At 39.6% G+C, this 19,722-nt stretch carries 11 protein-coding genes and 1 pseudogene; 8 read left to right on the top strand and 4 right to left on the bottom strand.

Features of this window, described 5'->3' with window-relative positions:
• Positions 1-31: 31 nt before the first annotated feature.
• On the bottom strand, positions 32-2,707 hold the full coding sequence (locus FY049_RS04500) for a TonB-dependent receptor (protein WP_327858168.1): 2,676 nt from the start codon (positions 2,705-2,707) through the stop codon (positions 32-34).
• A 723-nt stretch (positions 2,708-3,430) separates the two neighbouring features.
• On the opposite strand from FY049_RS04500, the gene FY049_RS04495 reads away from it, so the two are divergent.
• From FY049_RS04495 to FY049_RS04470, 6 genes are all read left to right on the top strand, one after another.
• Complete coding sequence (locus FY049_RS04495; protein ID WP_412676244.1) at positions 3,431-5,221, top strand: ABC transporter substrate-binding protein; 1,791 nt, start codon at positions 3,431-3,433, stop codon at positions 5,219-5,221.
• A gap of 19 nt (positions 5,222-5,240) precedes the next feature.
• Complete coding sequence (locus FY049_RS04490) at positions 5,241-7,049, top strand: ABC transporter substrate-binding protein (RefSeq protein WP_392389704.1); 1,809 nt, start codon at positions 5,241-5,243, stop codon at positions 7,047-7,049.
• A 67-nt stretch (positions 7,050-7,116) separates the two neighbouring features.
• Positions 7,117-9,126, top strand: coding sequence for a M3 family metallopeptidase (locus FY049_RS04485; protein WP_446083253.1), 2,010 nt, complete (start codon positions 7,117-7,119; stop codon positions 9,124-9,126).
• Between the two features lie 14 nt (positions 9,127-9,140).
• Positions 9,141-10,079 carry an ABC transporter permease gene (locus FY049_RS04480; protein WP_004722891.1) on the top strand — a complete coding sequence of 313 codons (939 nt, stop codon included), beginning with the start codon at positions 9,141-9,143 and terminating at the stop codon, positions 10,077-10,079.
• Positions 10,080-10,087: 8 nt separating this feature from the next.
• Complete coding sequence (locus tag FY049_RS04475) at positions 10,088-11,227, top strand: ABC transporter permease (protein WP_327858171.1); 1,140 nt, start codon at positions 10,088-10,090, stop codon at positions 11,225-11,227.
• Positions 11,228-11,238: 11 nt separating this feature from the next.
• Entirely contained in the window at positions 11,239-12,975 is a 1,737-nt protein-coding gene (locus FY049_RS04470; protein WP_327858172.1) for an ABC transporter ATP-binding protein, read from the top strand.
• Between the two features lie 1,158 nt (positions 12,976-14,133).
• On the opposite strand, the pseudogene rluB reads toward FY049_RS04470, so the two are convergent.
• From rluB to FY049_RS04455, 3 genes and pseudogenes are all read right to left on the bottom strand, one after another.
• Positions 14,134-15,021: pseudogene (gene rluB, locus FY049_RS04465) on the bottom strand (23S rRNA pseudouridine(2605) synthase RluB); the annotation flags it as partial.
• Between the two features lie 41 nt (positions 15,022-15,062).
• Positions 15,063-15,653 carry an SMC-Scp complex subunit ScpB gene (gene scpB, locus FY049_RS04460; RefSeq protein WP_004722881.1) on the bottom strand — a complete coding sequence of 197 codons (591 nt, stop codon included), beginning with the start codon at positions 15,651-15,653 and terminating at the stop codon, positions 15,063-15,065.
• A complete protein-coding gene (locus FY049_RS04455) occupies positions 15,650-16,441 on the bottom strand; it encodes a segregation and condensation protein A (RefSeq protein ID WP_154130848.1) in 792 nt (263 codons plus the stop codon). Before FY049_RS04455 ends, scpB begins: the two co-directional genes overlap by 4 nt.
• Before the next feature lie 1,076 nt (positions 16,442-17,517).
• On the opposite strand from FY049_RS04455, the gene FY049_RS04450 reads away from it, so the two are divergent.
• The gene (locus FY049_RS04450) at positions 17,518-18,495 is read left to right on the top strand and encodes a DUF1852 domain-containing protein (protein WP_034610135.1); all 978 of its coding nucleotides are present in this window, start codon (positions 17,518-17,520) and stop codon (positions 18,493-18,495) included.
• 28 nt (positions 18,496-18,523) lie between these two features.
• Positions 18,524-19,552, top strand: a complete 1,029-nt coding sequence (locus FY049_RS04445) for a methionine synthase (RefSeq protein ID WP_004819267.1) — start codon at positions 18,524-18,526, stop codon at positions 19,550-19,552.
• The last annotated feature ends 170 nt before the right edge of the window (positions 19,553-19,722 follow it).

Genomic DNA, 19,722 nt, shown 5'->3' with positions numbered 1-19,722 from the left:
TAGGCCTAGACAATGTTTGCGAAATGCCCAATTAGAATTTGTAAGTTGCTCTGACGTAATATGCGCGACCGGTTGGGTCTGCATAACTAGAGTCATAACCGTATTGGAAGTTATCAGTCACGTTGGATGCAGGCGGATCTTGGTCAAAGATATTTTTGATCCCACCAGTGAGTTCTAAGTTCTTGAATCCGCTATAAGTGCCCGCAATGTTATATAGAATGTAGTCACTGACACGATGGTTATCATATTTGGCCTCACCAATAGAATTTGAGTCTTTATAACCACGGCTAAACTGTTGCTCAAAGATCATTTTCCAGTTGTCGTAACTCCAATTGACATTGGCAACATGTTTCCAGCGGGAATAGACTTGTTGGTTATAATAGCTACCTGCACGGCTGATCCATTCACCGCCTTTCTCTTCTTGTTTGTCATATTTAATGACATAGGTCCCATCAATACCAAAACCAAAACGTCCTGTTTTAGTCACAGGCGTGAGATAGTTCAAACTTAAATCAACCCCTTGAGTTTTAATTCCACCCATATTGATCAAAGTGGTACTCACATATTTGATTCGTCCATCTGCATCTCGGACAAATAAACTTGAATATTTACTTGGGTCAGCAAAAATAATTGAATCGGTAATTGTATCAATCAGATTGTCTACTTTGATGTTGTAGTAATCTGCTGTAAATACCAGATTTTTGATTGGCTCAAACACAAGTCCAGCAGTATAAGATGTTGACTCTTCAGCTTTTAAGTCGGGATTTCCACCTTGCATACGTTTAAATTGAATATTACATTCAGTTTGGTATTGTGGTGCAGTTGCAGTACCACCGGGGCAGAGCACAGGGTCATTGTATTTCGAACCTGTGAAGGTTTGGCTTTGCGGTGAGTTGATGTCATATAAGCTTGGTGCACGGAAACCTGTGCTGTATGAGGTACGGAACATTAATTGCTTTAACGGTTCCCAACGTAAAGCGACTTTTGGATTGAAGGTATCGCCAAAGTCACTATAGTCATCATAACGTGCTGCAAGCTGCGCTTCTAAATTGGCTAAAATCGGGATATGTAATTCTGTGAATACCGCTGAGATATCTCGATCACCCTTACTCACAGGTTTATCTGGATCTATACCGCTACCAGGCACTTGTCTGACGATCTCAGCATTAATTTTTTGATCCCAATTTTGTTTGGTAAAACTACCGCCTAAGGCAAATCCAACTTCACCTGCAGGTAGTGTATAGATTGGACGAGATACAGTAACATCAAAAGAAGTTGAGTCTAAACTGGCTTTGTTGGTATCCCCATTGACTTCAAAGGATTTCCAAATATTAGCATCGGCGGAAGGGCCAAATGGATTGAGTGAACCGTCATTTAAAGCAGCTTGAACTTTACTTTGATTGAGGTAACCCGCATTAAAGCTATCGGTTGCTTCACTTTTTGCATAGGTTAAACCGGCATTGATATCCCAACCATAGGCTTCACCTTCAATTCCTGCAAATGCACGATGTGAGTCATTGGTTGTTTTGCCTGAACGGTTACCACCTTGTGAACGCAGATAGAGTTGTAAATCTCCATCGCTGAGTCCATTCACTGCAGGAACAATGCCTTTGCCTGGATAATATTGACTTGTCGAGGGTAAGGTGACTGAACGGCTATATACATCAGGCGCAATCGAAGTGGTAACTTCGTTACGTGAGAAGATATATTCGCCAATCAGATTAAATTTATCTGAAAGTTTAAAGGTTCCGCGACCAAGTGCTGAAATTGTTTCAACTTCTGGGGTAATCCCAATCAGTGCTTGGGTATTGAGATAACATAATCCACCATCTGCAGCGACATTTGGTGTGTTATTACAATTTGTATTGCCATATGGATTTGCTAAAATATTGTTTTTAGGATCAAAAATGTTTGCAGGGAAGGCATTTGCTGAGCTGGCATCTAAACCGAGCTCAGGAATTACACCACCACGGCGACTGATTTTACGGTCTTTTGCCATGATATTGTTGCTTCTACGATAATCGACCACACCGTAAACGTTAAAGCCTTGTTCATCTAGATTGCCATAGCCCCCAAAGATGGAAATATCTTGTTTATCACCACCACTGGCTTCGGGTTGAGTTGCACCCACACTGATGTTGAGACCTTCAAAAGATTTTTTGGTAATAAAATTGATGACACCACCAATTGCATCGGCGCCATAAACCGCAGATGCACCATCACGGAGGACTTCGATACGTTCAACCATTGCCATTGGAATAATATTGAGGTTGGTGGTTGATGTACTAAACGGGCTATAAGCCAGACGACGACCATTCAATAAGACCAGGGTTTTATCTGTACCTAATCCACGTAAATTGGCTGATGAACCTTCGGTATTACTTGCACCCACATTTTGAGATGTAGAAAAACCAGCTTGGTTGGAACTGACTTTGGTCAGTGCTTCTTCGACAGTGGTTACCCCTTGTTTGGCTAAATCTTCACCTTTAATAATGGTAATGGGTGAAGCACTTTGAGCTGCAACCCCTTTAATTGAAGATCCTGTAACGGTGACTTTGGCTACTTTTATTGGCTGTGTTGTTTCTTCAGTTTCTGCTGCATGCGCTAGCGATAGGCACATCATACTTAGACTAAGCGTACTTAATTTTAGTAATGTTTTCCCCATCGTTGGCGATCCCAAAGTGCAAACATTTTTGTTTACTTTCATATTTTCAGACATCCGTTTTTTTTTGTACTTAGCGATATTGCTGCATTGCTTTCTAGCAATTCAAGTGCCAACTATCTAATTATATGTTTTAAAAATATACAAAAAAATGATAAGAATTTACGTGACTAGTGTTTAATCTCCTTATTCATCCGTGACTTGATAGTAGAAAAATAAGTTTGGAAGTTGCCCTGATTAATGTTAATACAATATGAAGATGTGGTTAAAAAATACTCAAAATGTTTTAGTTTTTCTTTATATTTAGTTGTTAATTAAAGAGTTTAACTATATTTAATGAGTGGTATAACTATTAATTATGGCTTTATTTTTGCTATTAATTATTTTAAATCAAATGATTAATTTGATATTTATAGTGTTTGATAAAATAAGTGATCAATTTTGGAACGTGTGTGTACTTAAATTGTGCATTATGAGTAGTTCTGATAAATGATATCTGAATTTAATATTTAGATTGAGACAGAAGATGACGCTAGGATGTCAATCACAGATAATCATTGAATAAATGCAATTTTATTACGGTAAAAATAAACAAAATTTAGAAGGGGTAAGTGTAGTGGCATGATATTCGCTTTGTATTTAATACTGTTATATCGTTCAATTTTTCACTATTGTTAATTTAACGTTCTGGTTCGGCACCAAAGCAGCAATCGACAGGATGATGGTGCTGCCAGTATTCTGTTTAAATAATTTGATGAATAAAAATACATAGGTGTGAATTTGGAATCCAAGCTTTTACAATTTGCGTTGTTGGTCGGTGCAATGGGTTGTGGGGAAATGGCGATTGCGAAAACGCCTGCACAACCGAATAAAATCCTGAATTTGGCTTTTGAAGCACCAGATGATGGTTTTGATATGGTGAAAACCTATAATTTCTACAGTGGAAATATTGCAGAGGCGATATTTGAACCCTTACTCAAATATGATTATCTGGCTCGTCCCGTGGTATTGGTGCCCAATACGGCACAAGCATTGCCAAAAATAGAACAAGAGGGCAAGGTCTATACTTTTAAAATACAACCCGGCATTTATTTTACCGATGATCCTGCGTTCAAAGGCAAACGACGTGAGTTGACTGCCCAAGATTATATTTATTCAATTCAACGTGTGAGTGATCCGAAAAACCATTCGCCTACCTATTCTTTTATTGATGGCAAAATCCAAGGCTTAGAGCAAGTGGTTGCCAATGCGAAAAAGACAGGCAAGTTTAATTACGATGCGCCCATTGCAGGGCTTAAAGCTTTAGACAAATACACCCTACAATTCACCTTAACCCGTGCAGATTATAATTTTCCTTATATTTTGGCCTATGTCACTTTTAGCGGAACAACGCGTGAAGTTGTTGAGTTTTATGGTGATCGTATCGGGCAGCATCCTGTAGGTACAGGCGCTTATCAACTGAGTAAATACGTACCACGCAGTAAAATTGAGCTGGTGGCAAACCCTGATTATCGTGGCTTTATTTGGAATTATAAATCGACAGGTACGGTATGGGATAACCAACTTGTCAAAGAGATGTCGGGTAAAAAAATGCCCCAAGTCGGTAAGGTTGTCGTGAGTATTATTGAGGAAGAACAGTCAAGGTGGTTGGCATTTAAGTCAGGTCAATTGGATTTTGACAAATTAACTTCAAATGCGGTTCCACAGGCTTTAAACGGCACACAATTAAAACCAGAACTTAAACAGCAGAGCATTCAGCATTTTCCCAATAAAGACCCTGAAATCACCTATACCATGTTCAATATGAAAGATCCGATTGTGGGGGGGTATAGTCTAGACAAAATAGCACTACGCCGTGCCATTACATTGGCATATAACCAACAGGAAGCGATTAAGCAACTTTATAAAGGTCAAGCGGTTAGAGCTGAAATGCTGGTACCAGATGGGGTGCAAGGGCACAATGCTCAATATAGAAGTAGTGTTGCCTATAACCCGTTATTGGCCAATAAATTACTGGATCGATTTGGTTATAAGAAAGGTAAAGATGGTTATCGAACTTTACCCAACGGGCAGCCATTTACCCTGAAATATAATACTGAAAATAGCTCAAGCTCAGTCATTCATTCTGAGTTATGGAAGAAAAACTTAGATGCTATTGGGGTACGTGTTGAGTTTAAGGTCAGTAATTTTGCCGATAATTTAAAAGAAGCCATGCAATGTAAACATATGATTTGGGGTGGGGCATGGATTGCTGATTTTCCTGAAGGAGAAAATTTTGCCCAATTGCTTTATGGTCCAAACTCAGGCAAAGGAAATTTAAGTTGCTATCAATCCAAAGCTTATGATGCACTGTATCAGCAAGCGTTAACTTTACCGCCACAACAACGAACGCCTTTTTATGAAAAAATCAGTCGGCAGATAGAGGCAGATAACCCTTGGATTATTCATAGTACCCGTATTCGCAATTGGCTGTTGCAACCACAAGTTCAAGGCTATAAAGCACATCCAATGATCAATACCGTTTGGCAATACCTTGATGTTCAGCCAGTTAAAAAATAACCAGATGAAGTTGAATAAAATGATGAAGGATGATTTAAAGCAAAAGTTAAAGCAGATTGGGGGCAGTGCATTCTTGGGCGGTATGCTCCTGACAGGCACGATGAGTGTAATTGCCAAAAGCCCGGCAGATCCAAATAAAGTTTTACGTTATGTTTTCCCCGTTGCAGAAACGGGTTTTGATCCAGCAGGCACCCAAGATCTTTATTCTGCGCATGTGCATAATTCAATATTTGAAGGTTTATATACCTACGATTATTTAGCAACACCTGCCAAATTAGTACCCCGTACCGCGGTGAGCTTGCCTGAAGTCAGTGCTGATGGTTTAACCTATACTTTTAAAATTCAAAAAGGAATTTATTTTGCCAAAGATCCTGTATTTAAAGGCAAAGCCCGTGAATTAACCGCGCAAGACTATGTTTATTCTTATAAACGGTTGTTAGACCCAAGTTTGCATTCGCCCAATAGTTGGTTGTTTGATGACAAAATTCTAGGCATGGACAAAGTGCTTGAGCAAGCTAAAAAAACAGGCAAGTTTAATTATGATCTACCTGTTGCAGGGCTTCAGGCCACAGATCGTTATACCTTGGTGATTAAACTAAAACAAGTTGATCAAAACTTCCCAATGCTGTTGGCACATCAACCAGCTGGCGCAGTGGCACGAGAAGTGATTGAACACTATCGAGATCGGTCTGGTTTTGCCATGGCCCATCCTGTCGGAACAGGTCCCTATGTCTTGGCAAAATGGACACCTGGCTCACGGATTATCCTGAAAGCCAATCCAGATTATCGTGGTTATGTTTGGGATTTCAAAGCATCCACGCCAGAAGATCAAAAAATTGTCGATGCGATGAAAGGCAAAAAAATGCCGCAAATCGGTGTGGTCGATATTCAAGTGATGGAAGAATCACAATCACGCTGGTTATCATTTAGTAAAGATGAAACTGACTTATTTGTGTTGGATGGTGATCTCAGTGTTCAAGCCATCCAAGATGGTCAGCTTAAACCCGAACTTGCTAAAAAAGGTATTCAACTTTCCCGTATTGCCGATCCTTCAATTGATTATTATTACTGGAATATGCAAAACCCTGTTGTTGGTGGTTTGAGTAAAGAAAAAATTGCTTTACGCCGTGCCATGGCAATGGCCTTTTCACCTGATAATCAAATTAAGATTTTGATGAAGGGTGATGCACAACGCTTACAATACCCCATTCCTTATGGGGTGATTGGGCATGATCCAAACTATAAAACCAGTATTCCTTATTCCGTTAAAGCGGCCAATCTACTGTTAGATCGTTATCACTATAAGGTTGCTGCCGATGGCTGGCGTACCTTGCCGAATGGCAAACCCTTGCTGATTGAATTAACTGTTTATGGTAATAGTACACGTAGTCAGCAAAGTGCTGAATTTTGGAAAAAGACCTTAGACAATATCAAGGTCAAAATGACCACCAAATCCTTGCCTTTTGCGGAAGGTTTAAAAGCTGAAAAACAATGTAAAACCATGTTTAAGGGATCAGCTTGGATTGCAGATTATCCCGATGCAGATAACTTTATGCAGCTGTTTTATGGAAAGAATATCCATGCAACCAATAGTGCATGCATGAAAATTCCTGAATATGATCGCTTATATGAACAAACCCAAAAATTGAAACCGGGTCCTGAGCGTGATGCTTTATATCATAAGATGGCGCGTATATTAGAAGTGTATATGCCGGTACAAATGGCATCAACGCGTTATCGCAATGCTTTGGCGCAACCGCGTGTCATCGGCTTTAAAAAGCATCCGATTATTCCATCGGAATGGATGTATTTTGATATGAAAAAATAACCTCTATCAAAAGCTTAAAAATAAACAGATTGAAATTTGAAAATGAATAAATGAAAGATTGGAGAAAATGAAAATGAAGCGATTTAAATTAACCACCCTCTGTATGTTGTCAATGGGTATGGGGCAATGGACCTTTGCAGAAACTGAACGCAGTACTTTACCCAAGTTTCAGGCCAAAGATATCCCTGCCCAATGTGATGCAAAAATTGCAGATGTTAAAACCAAGTTGGCTGAATTTGCCAAAGTTAAACTCAAAAATAATGCGCCTGCTGGAGCAGTATTGGCAAAGTGGGATCAAATTTTTGCAGAGTTTGAAGATTTTTATGGGCCAATTAATTTAGCCAGTAATGTTGACCCAAGCGCAGATTTACGTAAAGCCGCAGAAGATTGCGAAGTTAAAATCAGTCAGTTCCAAACTGAAGTGTACCAAGACGGGAAACTTTATCAACAAATTAAAAAAACCAAAGCCAGTGATGAGATTGACCGTAAATATCGCCAAGATATTTTAGATGGTTTTGAAGATACAGGGGTACAACTTCCCGCAGAAAAACAAGCACGTTTAAAAGTGATTTTAGATGAATTGACCAAGATTCAACAAGAATATGCCCGCAACATTCGAGATAATCCTGAAAAATTAGAATTTACCCCAGCCGAGCTAAAAGGCTTACCAGAAAGTTATATTGCCAATCTAAAGAAAAATGAAAAAGGCAATTATCTATTGGGCTTTGACTACCCAGAATACCGTCCTTTTATGGAATTGGCAGACAGTGATGATGCACGTAAACGTTATCAAATTGCTTATACCCGCCGTGGTACTGAAAAGAATTTAGTGTTGCTTAAACAGGCGATTGATCTACGGCATGAACTTGCACAATTATTTGGTAAAGCCAGTTATGCCGATTGGGCATTGAAAAATCGTATGGCTAAGAATCCTGAAACGGTCAATAAATTCCTCAATGAGGTACATAGTACGGTTGCGCCATTAGAGAAAAAAGAAGTGCAAACACTGCGTGAATTTAAAGCCAAGACCTTAAATATCCCAGTGGAAAAAGCGGAAATTAACCGTTGGAGTGAGGGCTATTGGAGCGAAAAATTGCGTCAAGAAAAATACAAAATTGACCAAGAAAAAATGCGTGAATATTTCCCGACCCAAGCATCACAAGATTGGTTATTTGCAATTTCATCAAATCTATACGGGATTGAATTTAAGCCTGCCAAGGTTGATGTCTGGCAAGATGAAGTTGAATATTACGATGTCACAGATCGGAAAACAGGTCAGCTTTTAGGTGGTTTATATATCGATAAATTTCCACGTGAAGGAAAGTATGGTCATGCAGCGGTGTGGGGCGTTAAGGGTGGCAGTACCCTGACCCAGCGTAAACCGATTTCAGCCTTAGTCACCAACTTTAACCGCAAAGGTTTAAACAGTGATGAACTGGAAACTTTTGTGCATGAGTTTGGACATGCTTTACATGGAATTTTGTCAAACACCCGTTATGCCTCGCAATCTGGTACTTCAGTCGAGCGAGATTTTGTTGAAGCACCGTCACAGATGTATGAAGAATGGGCACGCCGTAAAGAAACGCTGTCGACCTTAGCCGATTATTGTAAACCAGCCTGTCCACGTGTCGATGATGAATTGATTGGCAAATTAAAAGCCGTTAAAAACTATGGTCGTGGCTTGTTCTATTCTCGTCAAACCTTATACGCACAATACGATATGGCACTGCATACCGCAGATGCTTTAAAAACTCAGCCTTTAGAGGTATGGAAAAAACTCGAAAACCAAACCGCCTTAGGGTATGTGCCGACCACAGAATTCCCGGGACAGTTTGGTCATATTATGGGCGGATATCAAGTCGGCTATTATGGCTATATGTGGTCTGAAGTGATGGCCTTAGACATGCTTTCTGCTTTTGGCGATAACTTAAATAATCCAGAGGTTGGAGCACGTTATCGTAAAGCGATTTTGTCACAAGGTGGACAAAAGAAAGCAGAGCAGCTGGTGGTTGATTTCTTGGGCAGAGAACCGGATAACAAGGCATTCTTTCAAGAAATTACCGGCCAACGTGATTAAAAGGAATTAGAACTATGCTGGCATATATCACGCGCCGTATATGGCAAATGATTCCGACCATGTTGGGAGTCGTGTTGCTGATTTTCTTTCTATTTAACTGGGTTGGCGGAGATCCTGCTTATATCCTTGCTGGAAAAATGGCAAACCCTGAACAGATTGAAAATATTCGTCAGCAACTTGGGGTAGATCAACCATATTATGTTCAATTGTGGATTTTTATTAAGCAAATCCTGACTTTTGATTATGGCAATAGCTGGAGTACCGGGGAATCAGTTTCAAACATTATCCTGACCCGTTTAGGTCCATCGCTGACCATCATCATTCCACTGACAATTTTACAAACCGTGATTTCAATCATTCTGGCTTTGGCTGTTGCTTCGGTACGTGGTTCGTTGACGGATCGTATGGTGATGTTGTTATGTACCATTGGGATGTCGATCAGTATTTTGGTCTATATCATCGTATTTCAGTACGGACTTGCCTATAAACTGGGATGGTTTCCTGTACAAGGTTGGAGCGATAGTCTCAGTGAAAATCTATTGCAATACGCACTATTGCCAATCTTAATCATGTTGGTGGTGAGTATTGCACCGACTTTACGTCTATACCGTAGCTTTGTCTTGGATGAAGTCAATCAGGACTATGTCCGTACTGCACGGGCAAAAGGAGTGGGTGAGGGGCGTATCTTAGGTGTACATGTACTGCGTAATGCATCTATTCCGATTATTACTGACGTGATGTCGAGCCTGCCAGCGTTGTTGATTGGGGCATTTTTAATTGAGCGATTTTTTGGTATTCCGGGGATTGGGCGAGAAGTCATTATTGCAGTAGAACGAAGCGACTTTCCAGTGATTAAGGCAATCACGGTCTATGTTGCAGCTGCGACCATGATTTTTAACCTGATCGCTGATTTGATTTATAAAGTGGTTGATCCACGCGTACAGTTGAAGTAGGTGGGATGATGCTCGGAATTTTATCGAAAAAAGTAGACGCCCAAGAACAACAGACTTCTCCCGGTTTATGGCGATTGGCGATGCGACGTTTAAAAGCAGATCGTATTGCTATGCTGTCGTTATTGGTGTTGCTGTGTTATTTCATCATATTGGTACTCTCCATGACAGGTGTGATTGCATCAAATTGGAATAAAGAAGTAGCCGTGAGTTATGCGCCACCTACATTTATCGGGGCAGATCAAAATACACAAGATTCTGCAAAGAAAGCCGCAACTGTAGAGGCCTTACCTGAAAATCCTGTTGATCCTTTAAAAGATGTGATCAAAGAGTTAAATACTGAAATTGCAACAGAACAAGCTTCAGGTGGCGCGATTGACTACTACGGTATTCAAGATCCGCTTGTAGAAGATATGAAAGCTATTGATCAGCAATTGGGTGGGCATTTACTTGATCAGCAAAGTGAACTCAAACAAACCTTGCCTTTCGGTGCAGATAAATGGGGACAGGATGTTGTACTCAAAACCATTAAAGGCGCAGAAACCTCAATTATTGTGGGCTTGGTCTCGGCGTTATTGGCCGTGGTAATCGGCACATTCTTAGGGGCAATTGCGGGTTACTTTGGTGGTTGGGTGGATGATGTTCTAAACTGGTTTTATAACATTTTTACCTCGATACCTTATCTATTGTTGGTATTGGCGATTGCCGCTGTATTGCAACAAAAAGGCATTCTTTCCATTGTTTTAATTCTTGGATTAACGGGTTGGACTGGGGTATTTCGTTTAATTCGTGCTGAATATATGAAACATAATTCACGTGAGTATGTGCTGGCAGCCAAAGCGATTGGTGTCAGTAATACCCGACGGATGTTTGTGCATATTTTCCCCAATGTAAGCCATATTGCTTTGGTTCAGATGTCGATCTTGGTGGTTGCATTTATTAAGTCTGAAGTGATTTTAAGCTTCTTGGGCTTTGGTGTACCTGTGGGTGTGGTGTCATGGGGCAGTATGTTGAATGAAGCGCAAAGTGAGCTGATTTTAGGTAAATGGTGGCAATTGGTGGCAGCCTCAGTAGCGATGGCCGTGCTTGTGACCGCATTTTCAATGTTTACAGATGCATTACGTGATGCATTAGACCCTAAACTAAAATAAGGAGCTTAAAGATGTCAGAACAACAAGCGACACCTCCTGTGCTACTCAGTGTTGAAAATCTGAGTGTGAGTTTTAAGGGTGAAAATAAGCAATTTATTGAAACCGTAAAAGGTATTTCATTTCAGATTCCTGCCAATACTACTGTGGCCTTGGTCGGCGAATCTGGCAGTGGTAAGTCTGTGACTTCATTGGCAACCATGGGTTTATTACCCAAAGGCCAATCCCGTATTGCTGAAAACAGTAAAATTATTTTTGAAGGTAAAGACTTACTCAGTTTAAGCAGCAAACAAATGCGTGCAATGTGTGGTAAAGACATTGCTATGATTTTTCAGGAGCCGATGTCTTCACTTAATCCTGTGTTTACGGTGGGTGATCAAATCGCTGAAATTATGCGTATTCATTTAAATATGGGGCGTAAACAAGCACGACAACGTACTTTAGAATTACTCACTGAAGTGGGGATTCCATCCCCTGAAAGCAAGATTGATGCTTACCCCAGTCAACTGTCTGGTGGTCAACAGCAACGGGTCATGATTGCCATGGCAATCGCCTGTGAACCGAAATTACTGATTGCCGATGAACCGACTACTGCATTAGATGTCACCATCCAAAAACAAATATTAGATTTGTTGGAGACTTTACGTAAGCGCCGTCAAATGTCGATGTTGTTTATTACCCATGACTTGGCATTGGTGAGTGAAATTGCCGATGAAGTGATTGTGATGCGTCATGGTGAAATTCGTGAACAAGGTTTTGCAAAGGCTGTTTTAGAACAGCCACAAGATGCCTATACCAAAGCATTATTATTATGCCGTCCGCAACTTTCGTATCGTCCATATCGCTTACCGGTCATTAGTGATTTTATGCAAGCTCAAGATGCACCTGTGACTGAGGCAGTGAGTTTGCCTAAGGTGGATTTTGCGGAGCGTAAGCGCGGCCTTGTTGGCGGTGAAGAAATTATTTTAGAGGTGCGTGATTTAAAAAAATCATTTTTTAGCCGTAAAGGGCTATTTGGCAAAGATGAATTTCAGGCAGTCAAAGGGGCATCTTTCCAACTGGCGAAAGGTAAAACTTTGGGGCTCGTTGGGGAGTCCGGCTCAGGTAAAACCACTATTGGTTTATTGTTGATGCGTTTGCAACAAGCTTCTGGCGGCCAAGCTTTATTTCAAGGTAAAGATATTTTGGCAATGTCTGAAAAAGAGTTTGCCCAGTATCAACGTAAGATTCAGATTATCTTTCAGAATCCCTATGCCTCACTTAATCCGCGTTTTACCGTAGGGCAGATTTTGATGGAGCCGATGCAAGTTCATAAAATTGGTGCAAATGATACTGAACGTAAAAAGATGGCTTTGGAATTACTGGAAAGAGTGAGCTTACCTGCGCAAGCCTTTGATCGTTATCCGCATGAGTTTTCTGGGGGACAACGTCAACGTATTGCAATCGCACGCTGTTTAACTTTAAAACCTGAAATTTTAATCTGTGATGAATCCGTCTCAGCACTCGATGTATCGGTTCAAGCACAAGTCCTGAACTTACTTCAAGATCTGCAAGATGAATTTGGCTTAAGTTATATTTTTATCTCACATGATTTGTCTGTGGTGAAATATATTTCGGATCAAATTATGGTGATGAACCATGGTGATATCGTTGAAATCGCCAATTCGGATGAGTTGTACCAGTCACCACAGCATGACTATACCAAACGCTTATTGAGTTCAATTCCACAAGGAACCAGACAGGTGATTTAGATTTTTGTTATGTGAGAGCTGCTGGATTCAGTTGCTGCCAGTCAGTGAAGGATTTTAAATCTTCCTCTTTGCGAAGTTGATACTTCTCACCTTTGAAAAAGGAGGAGTTTTACTAAAGTTAATTAATTTAGTCTCAGCTAGCTCTCCCTTTTTTTTCTAAGTGGGAGAGCTACTGTTGTAGTAGCGTAAGGAGTATTTTTATTGATATATAACACGATTAAGCTGATGCGTTTTGTTTAGGATAAATATACTTGCGATAGATAGGCATAAGAATAGGCAATAATAAAAAATGAAATAGGCTGGTTGCACAACTGATTAGAATAAAAGTGATTATATCAGGTGGTGAGTAAATCAGTATTATTACGCCATAGACTGGAATAACAATCGGTAAGATTGAACAGACTGTATAGCTAAGAAATGGTCTGCGAATGGCTGTTTCTGAGCAAAGTAAATAGGCATAGCTCCACATCCATAGGCCATAAATTGAGCATAAAATGACAACCTGAAAAAGTGGGTAACCATAATCCTGTGGTTTCTTTCTAAGAAAATTGATCAGATACTCTGAATAAAACAGCCCTTGATATGCTATCGATATAGACGCAATAAACCAGATAAGAAATAAGGGAATGAGGATCAGGTATTTTTTATTCATCCTGTTATTACCATATTAAGATCATATTGCTTAAAGGGTTTTGCACTGTTTTGTTTACAGCACAAGCTGAGGCATAGCCTACAGTAATATATTTAAACCTTAATGCATGATGTAGCGCATAGTTTAAACGAAAAAAAGCCACTATTTAAAAATAGTGGCTTTTGCTCTTTAAATCTATTCAGAACTTAGAACTTTTTAAAACCTTTTGTCACAACAAACGGTTTTTTCTTTTCAGGTTGTTCACTACGTTCTTGGCGATCTGAACGATCTAGACGCTCGTTTGGATTATAACGGCCTTCTGAACGATTACGGTTTTGTTGATTGCCATAACGGTTTTCAGAACGGTTGCTATTAAAACTATTACCACGGTTGTCAGCACGCTCATTGTTGTAGCTGTTGCCACCAGAACGTGCTTTATTAAAGCGGTTTTCTGAGCGTTCATTGCGATTGTCAGTACGATTTTCAGTGCGATTTTGACCATATTGGTTTGCACTTGGCTGAGCATCACGACGATCATTTTGATGGTTGTGAGCTTCTTCACCTTCGCTATCACGACGTTGTTGACGCAGGAATCCACCGCGACGCGCAGCCATAGGTTTGTCTTGCATACGTTCAGTACGACGTTTTGCCATACCAAATAAACCTGTGCCTTGACGTGGTTTCAGTTCAACAGCTTTGGTTAAATTATCGATATCAGTTTTATCAAGTTCCATCCAACGACCTGTACGAAGTTCACGAGGCAAAATCACAGTACCGTAACGAGTACGGAGCAAGCGACTTACTTTTAGACCTTGTGATTCAAAAATACGGCGAACCTCACGGTTACGACCTTCTTTTACAACGACTTGGTACCAGCGATTGATCCCTTCACCACCAATTTCAGAGAAAGATTCAAATTTTGCTGGACCATCATCTAAAACAACGCCATTTGTCATGTTGTTTTTGAGTTGAGGCGTTACTTCACCCATGACTCGAACTGCATATTCACGTTCGATTTCATTTGAGGGATGCATTAAACGATTGGCAAGTTCACCATCATTTGTAAAAAGTAATAAACCTGTTGAGTTGATATCTAGACGACCCACCATCACCCAACGGTCATTGGAAATCGGGGGTAAGTGATCAAACACAGTCGGGCGAGATTCTGGATCATTACGAGAACAGATTTCACCTTCAGGTTTGTAGTAAATCAATACACGACGACGAATTTCGTCTTCAATTTGGAACTGAACTTTACGACCATCGATGCGAAGCTCATCACCTGGTTCAATACGTTCGCCCACTTGAGCAACCTGCCCATTGACACTTACACGACCAGCGGCAATGACCTCTTCCATATAACGGCGAGAGCCCAAACCCACTCGTGCGAGTACCTTTTGCAATTTTTCACTCATGACAGCATAACCTTAGAAATAATCATCAACAGTGCACCTATTTAAGACTTGGCAGCTTGCGCATCCAAAATCATAAAAGCTTCCTTGGCATCCTGTAGGGGAGGCAATTGATCTAAAGACACTAGACCAAAAGCATTTAAAAATTGTGGCGTTGTCACTAACAACGCGGGTCTACCTGGGAGTTCTCGGTAACCAGATTCTTTAATCCAGTTCCAATCAAACAAAGTCCTGAGTATTTGACTATTATTTGTAACCCCTCGTATTTGCTCAATATCAGCACGGGTTACTGGCTGATGATAAGCGATCACTGCAACTGTTTCTAACAGTGACGGCGATAATCGAGTTGGTCGATCTGGCCAAACTTGCGCAATCACGTTGCGGTATTTTGCCCGCACTTGAAAACGATAACCTTGAGCTGTTTCGACAAGTTCGATTGAACGACCATGTTGTAACACAGACAATTGCTGTAAATACTGTTGCAACTGTTGTTTAGAATACTGATTTTGAAATGCTTCTTTTAAGCGAGCAAGCGATACAGGGGCATCACTTGCAAAGATAATCGCTTCAAGTTGCATCAGAACTTCGTGATGTAATTCATCAACATTAAAGGCATTATTTTGATCAATGGTCATGCCGTTGCTCCTTGAATTGCAAGCGGGGCCTCAACACCAGAAGAAATAATTTGGACTTTTTGCTGACGGGTCAGCTCCAAGATTGCCATAAATGTAACCACCATGCCCATTCGACCTTGGTTTGGCTTGAGTAATTCTTGGAAACTGAGAACTTCTCCAGATTCAATCATATATTCGATATAAGCAATGCGTTCTTCAAGTAATACAGGTTCTTGTTCAATCTTATGGGTTATGGGTTCAGGGCGGTTAAAAATGCAATACAAGGCATCTTTTAACATCTCAACCTCATAACCTTCATACACTTTTGGAATATGACCAATCGCAACATGGGTCGCAAAAGTATCTCGGTCTAAAACAGGCATCTGACCTAAACGTTCAGCTGCTTTTTTAATCCGTAAATAGGTTTCTAAGCGATCGATTAATTCCTGTTTTGGATCTTTTTCAATATGAATAGTTTTTGGTTTTGGCAATAACAAGCGAGATTTTAAATCTGCCAATAATGCTGCCATCACCATATAGTCAGCGGTTAACTCGATATTTAACGATTTCATACCGTCCATATAAGACAAGTATTGTGTTGCAATCGGGGCAATATCTAACTGTAAAAGATCGAAACCATTTTTTTGAATCAGATAAATTAAAAAGTCGAGTGGTCCTTCGAAATGTTCAAGCAGAATTTCGAATGCAGCAGGAGGAATATATAAATCCTCTGGAATTTCTTCTTGCCATTCATCCAATACACGGATGTTGGAAATGGATTCCATAGGATGCTGAGTTGCTTGAGTCATTACAGTTTATTAGCCACGCGAATTTTCAAAGGCATGTTTTATTCGTGTTACCACTCAATAGGTACAATAGGAGAGGGTGGTGACGAATTACAAAAAGATATTTGGCTTATTTTAATGGAAAAGTTAAGAGGAATACATTGTTTAATTATAAAAACCATAAAAAAACCTGAAAATAAATAGGGAATATTTCGTTCTGTGATGATTAAACTCAACTAAGCTACTCATTTTTATTGTAAATTTTTATATATTTTTAAGAAAAAATTTATCCAAATTTTAATCGCATAATGTGAAGTGGATCAACTTTATATACTGGGTGGGTTTGAATTGTTAGATTTTTTTACCCTCAATCTATTCTTTGCAAAATGATACTGGCTCTATTATTGCATGCTTAAAATTATAATTTTGCCCAAAATATTACAATGTTATTTAGTTGATTTTGGATATAACTGGATGGTGTATAAACATCTCAGCGAAATCGTTTAAGACTATAAATATGAAAAAAATTAGTGGTGAATGAGTAAATAATTTTGTTTTCAAATATATACGGATTTTAAGTTATTAAAATCTTTGAATAGGTGACTTTTACCCAACAGCCCCACAATAGAAAAGTTAAATGATCAATCAAAATAATACTTTCGATCTTCATTTCTTCTTAATTCACTAAGCCAAGAAAAAAGTCAAATAGCAACCAACACAATACGGCGCAACACATTAGCAATCACATCAGTTTGTTTATATACGCTTTTAACAGCATTTTTGGTTACTCATCTATTGAGTTTTGATTAAACACCAAGCCTCACAATCCATTTATTCATGTTACTCATCCCTAAACATGAATTTGGTTCACTTTTTTGTGAAATTATATCATTTTTATTCATGTGCGGATTGCGGTATAAATTACACCAAGCGCTTCACGATAGACAAGATTATCGTTGATTCTGAATTGAGCGACCAAGTACAAGTCAGAAAATACGGGAAATACTATTGGCTGGATAGATCCAAAGATAAATTGGATGGTTCAGAAAGAGCATGAAAAAAATTCAGGTTTATTTCAGAAATTAGGGTATCAGATCATCATGAGTAAAGATTTTACATTTACGATTAAGAGCATTAGTTTCGACGAAAACTATCATCCCTCTAATAATACGCGTATCACAACCAACTTTGCCAATTTAGCAAGAGGTGAGAGTCGCCATGACAATTTGCGCAATACCCTAACGATGATTGACAATCGTTTTAATGCCTTAGCGCATTGGGATAATCCTGAAGCAGATCGTTATTCTGTTGAGCTAGAAATCATTTCAGTTGATATTGATATCGAAGGCAACGGTGAGACTTTCCCTACGATTGAAATATTGAAAACCAATATTGTTGATCACAAAAATAATCAACGTATTGAAGGTATTGTGGGCAACAATTTTTCTTCTTATGTGCGTGATTATGATTTTAGTGTATTGCTGTTAGAACATAATAAAAATAAAGATCAATTTAGCCTGCCAGAAAACTATGGTGAGCTTCATGGGAAGATTTTCAACGCATTTGTAAATTCAAATGCGTATAAAGAAAACTTTAAAAAATCACCAGTGATTTGTCTTAGTGTTTCAAGTAGCAAGGTGTATCACCGTACTGCAAATGTGCATCCAGTATTGGGTGTGGAATATCTACAAGATGAATACTCATTAACAGATGAATACTTCGGAAAAATGGGTTTGCAGGTTCGCTATTTTATGCCGCCAAATAGTGTTGCGCCTTTGGCATTTTACTTCCGTGGTGATTTGCTGAGTGATTACACTAACCTTGAGTTGATCGGTACTATCAGCACCATGGAAACTTTCCAAAAGATTTACCGCCCTGAGATTTACAACGCGAATTCTGTGGCAGGTAAATCTTACCAACCAAGTTTAAAGCATCAGGATTATTCACTAACTCGTATTGTGTATGATCGAGAAGAGCGTGGTCAGTTGGCGATTAAGCAAGGGAAATTTACTGAAGAGCAGTTCATCAAGCCATACAAACATATCCTTGAGCAGTGGTCTGCAAATTACGTTGCTTAATTTACCTAAATAGACAAGATTATTGATTATGAAAATATTATTACCGACTTCAACTGCTGGCAGCCTACCAAAACCTTCTTGGCTTGCTGAGCCTGAAAAACTTTGGTCACCTTGGAAATTACAAGATGAGCAATTAATTGAAGGCAAACAAGATGCTTTACGCTTGTCATTGCAAGAGCAACAACACGCTGGGATCGATATTGTCAGTGATGGCGAACAAACTCGTCAGCATTTTGTCACCACGTTTATTGAACATCTGAATGGTGTTGATTTTGAGAAACGTGAGACTGTACGCATTCGTAATCGCTATGATGCAAGCGTACCAACTGTTGTCGGTGCGGTGTCTCGTCAAAAGCCTGTTTTTGTTGATGATGCCAAGTTTTTACGTCAACAAACCAATCAGCCAATTAAATGGGCGTTGCCTGGTCCAATGACCATGATTGATACGCTGTATGATGCGCATTATAAGAGTCGTGAAAAACTTGCTTGGGAATTTGCCAAAATCCTCAATGAAGAAGCCAAAGAGTTAGAAGCTGCGGGTGTGGATATTATCCAATTTGATGAGCCTGCATTTAATGTGTTTTTTGATGAAGTCAACGACTGGGGTGTTGCGACTTTAGAAAGAGCGCTTGAAGGGCTTAAATGTGAAACTGCGGTGCATATTTGTTATGGCTATGGTATCAAAGCCAATACAGATTGGAAAAAGACTTTAGGTTCAGAATGGCGTCAATATGAAGAAGCGTTCCCTAAACTTCAACAATCTAAAATTGATATCGTGTCTTTAGAATGCCAAAACTCTCGTGTGCCAATGGATCTGATCGAATTGATCCGTGGTAAGAAAGTAATGGTTGGTGCTATTGATGTGGCAACCAATACCATTGAGACAGCAGAAGAGGTTGCCAACACATTACGAAAAGCACTTCAGTTTGTAGATGCGGATAAGCTTTATCCATCGACCAACTGTGGTATGGCTCCTTTATCTCGTGAAGTTGCAAGAGGCAAACTTAATGCTTTAAGTGCTGGCGCAGAAATCGTTCGTAAAGAACTTAGCCGCTAGTATTCAACGATATTGTGGTGTAAAAAGGGTGACCTGTTTGGGTGAATGGATATCCAAGACCCAACGGGAAACCCTGATCACAATTTAGAGAACATCAGTTCTACTGAGAAACTCATCCAGATGCAGTGCCTACATGACGGAATAGCAGGGTAATGCTAAATCTAAAAAAG

Source organism: Acinetobacter sp. 1125_18A (assembly GCF_052824985.1).
This window is presented reverse-complemented; position numbering and strand designations above follow the sequence as displayed.

Bases quoted from the DNA above. Each gene is read 5' to 3' on its own strand.
- FY049_RS04500 (WP_327858168.1), bottom strand. From the start codon at position 2,707: ATGAAAGTAAACAAAAATGTTTGCACTTTGGGATCGCCAACGATGGGG.
- FY049_RS04490 (WP_392389704.1), top strand. From the start codon at position 5,241: ATGATGAAGGATGATTTAAAGCAAAAGTTAAAGCAGATTGGGGGCAGT.
- FY049_RS04485 (WP_446083253.1), top strand. From the start codon at position 7,117: ATGAAAATGAAGCGATTTAAATTAACCACCCTCTGTATGTTGTCAATG.
- FY049_RS04480 (WP_004722891.1), top strand. From the start codon at position 9,141: ATGCTGGCATATATCACGCGCCGTATATGGCAAATGATTCCGACCATG.
- FY049_RS04475 (WP_327858171.1), top strand. From the start codon at position 10,088: ATGCTCGGAATTTTATCGAAAAAAGTAGACGCCCAAGAACAACAGACT.
- FY049_RS04470 (WP_327858172.1), top strand. From the start codon at position 11,239: ATGTCAGAACAACAAGCGACACCTCCTGTGCTACTCAGTGTTGAAAAT.
- scpB (WP_004722881.1), bottom strand. From the start codon at position 15,653: ATGACCATTGATCAAAATAATGCCTTTAATGTTGATGAATTACATCAC.
- FY049_RS04455 (WP_154130848.1), bottom strand. From the start codon at position 16,441: ATGACTCAAGCAACTCAGCATCCTATGGAATCCATTTCCAACATCCGT.
- FY049_RS04450 (WP_034610135.1), top strand. From the start codon at position 17,518: ATGAGTAAAGATTTTACATTTACGATTAAGAGCATTAGTTTCGACGAA.
- FY049_RS04445 (WP_004819267.1), top strand. From the start codon at position 18,524: ATGAAAATATTATTACCGACTTCAACTGCTGGCAGCCTACCAAAACCT.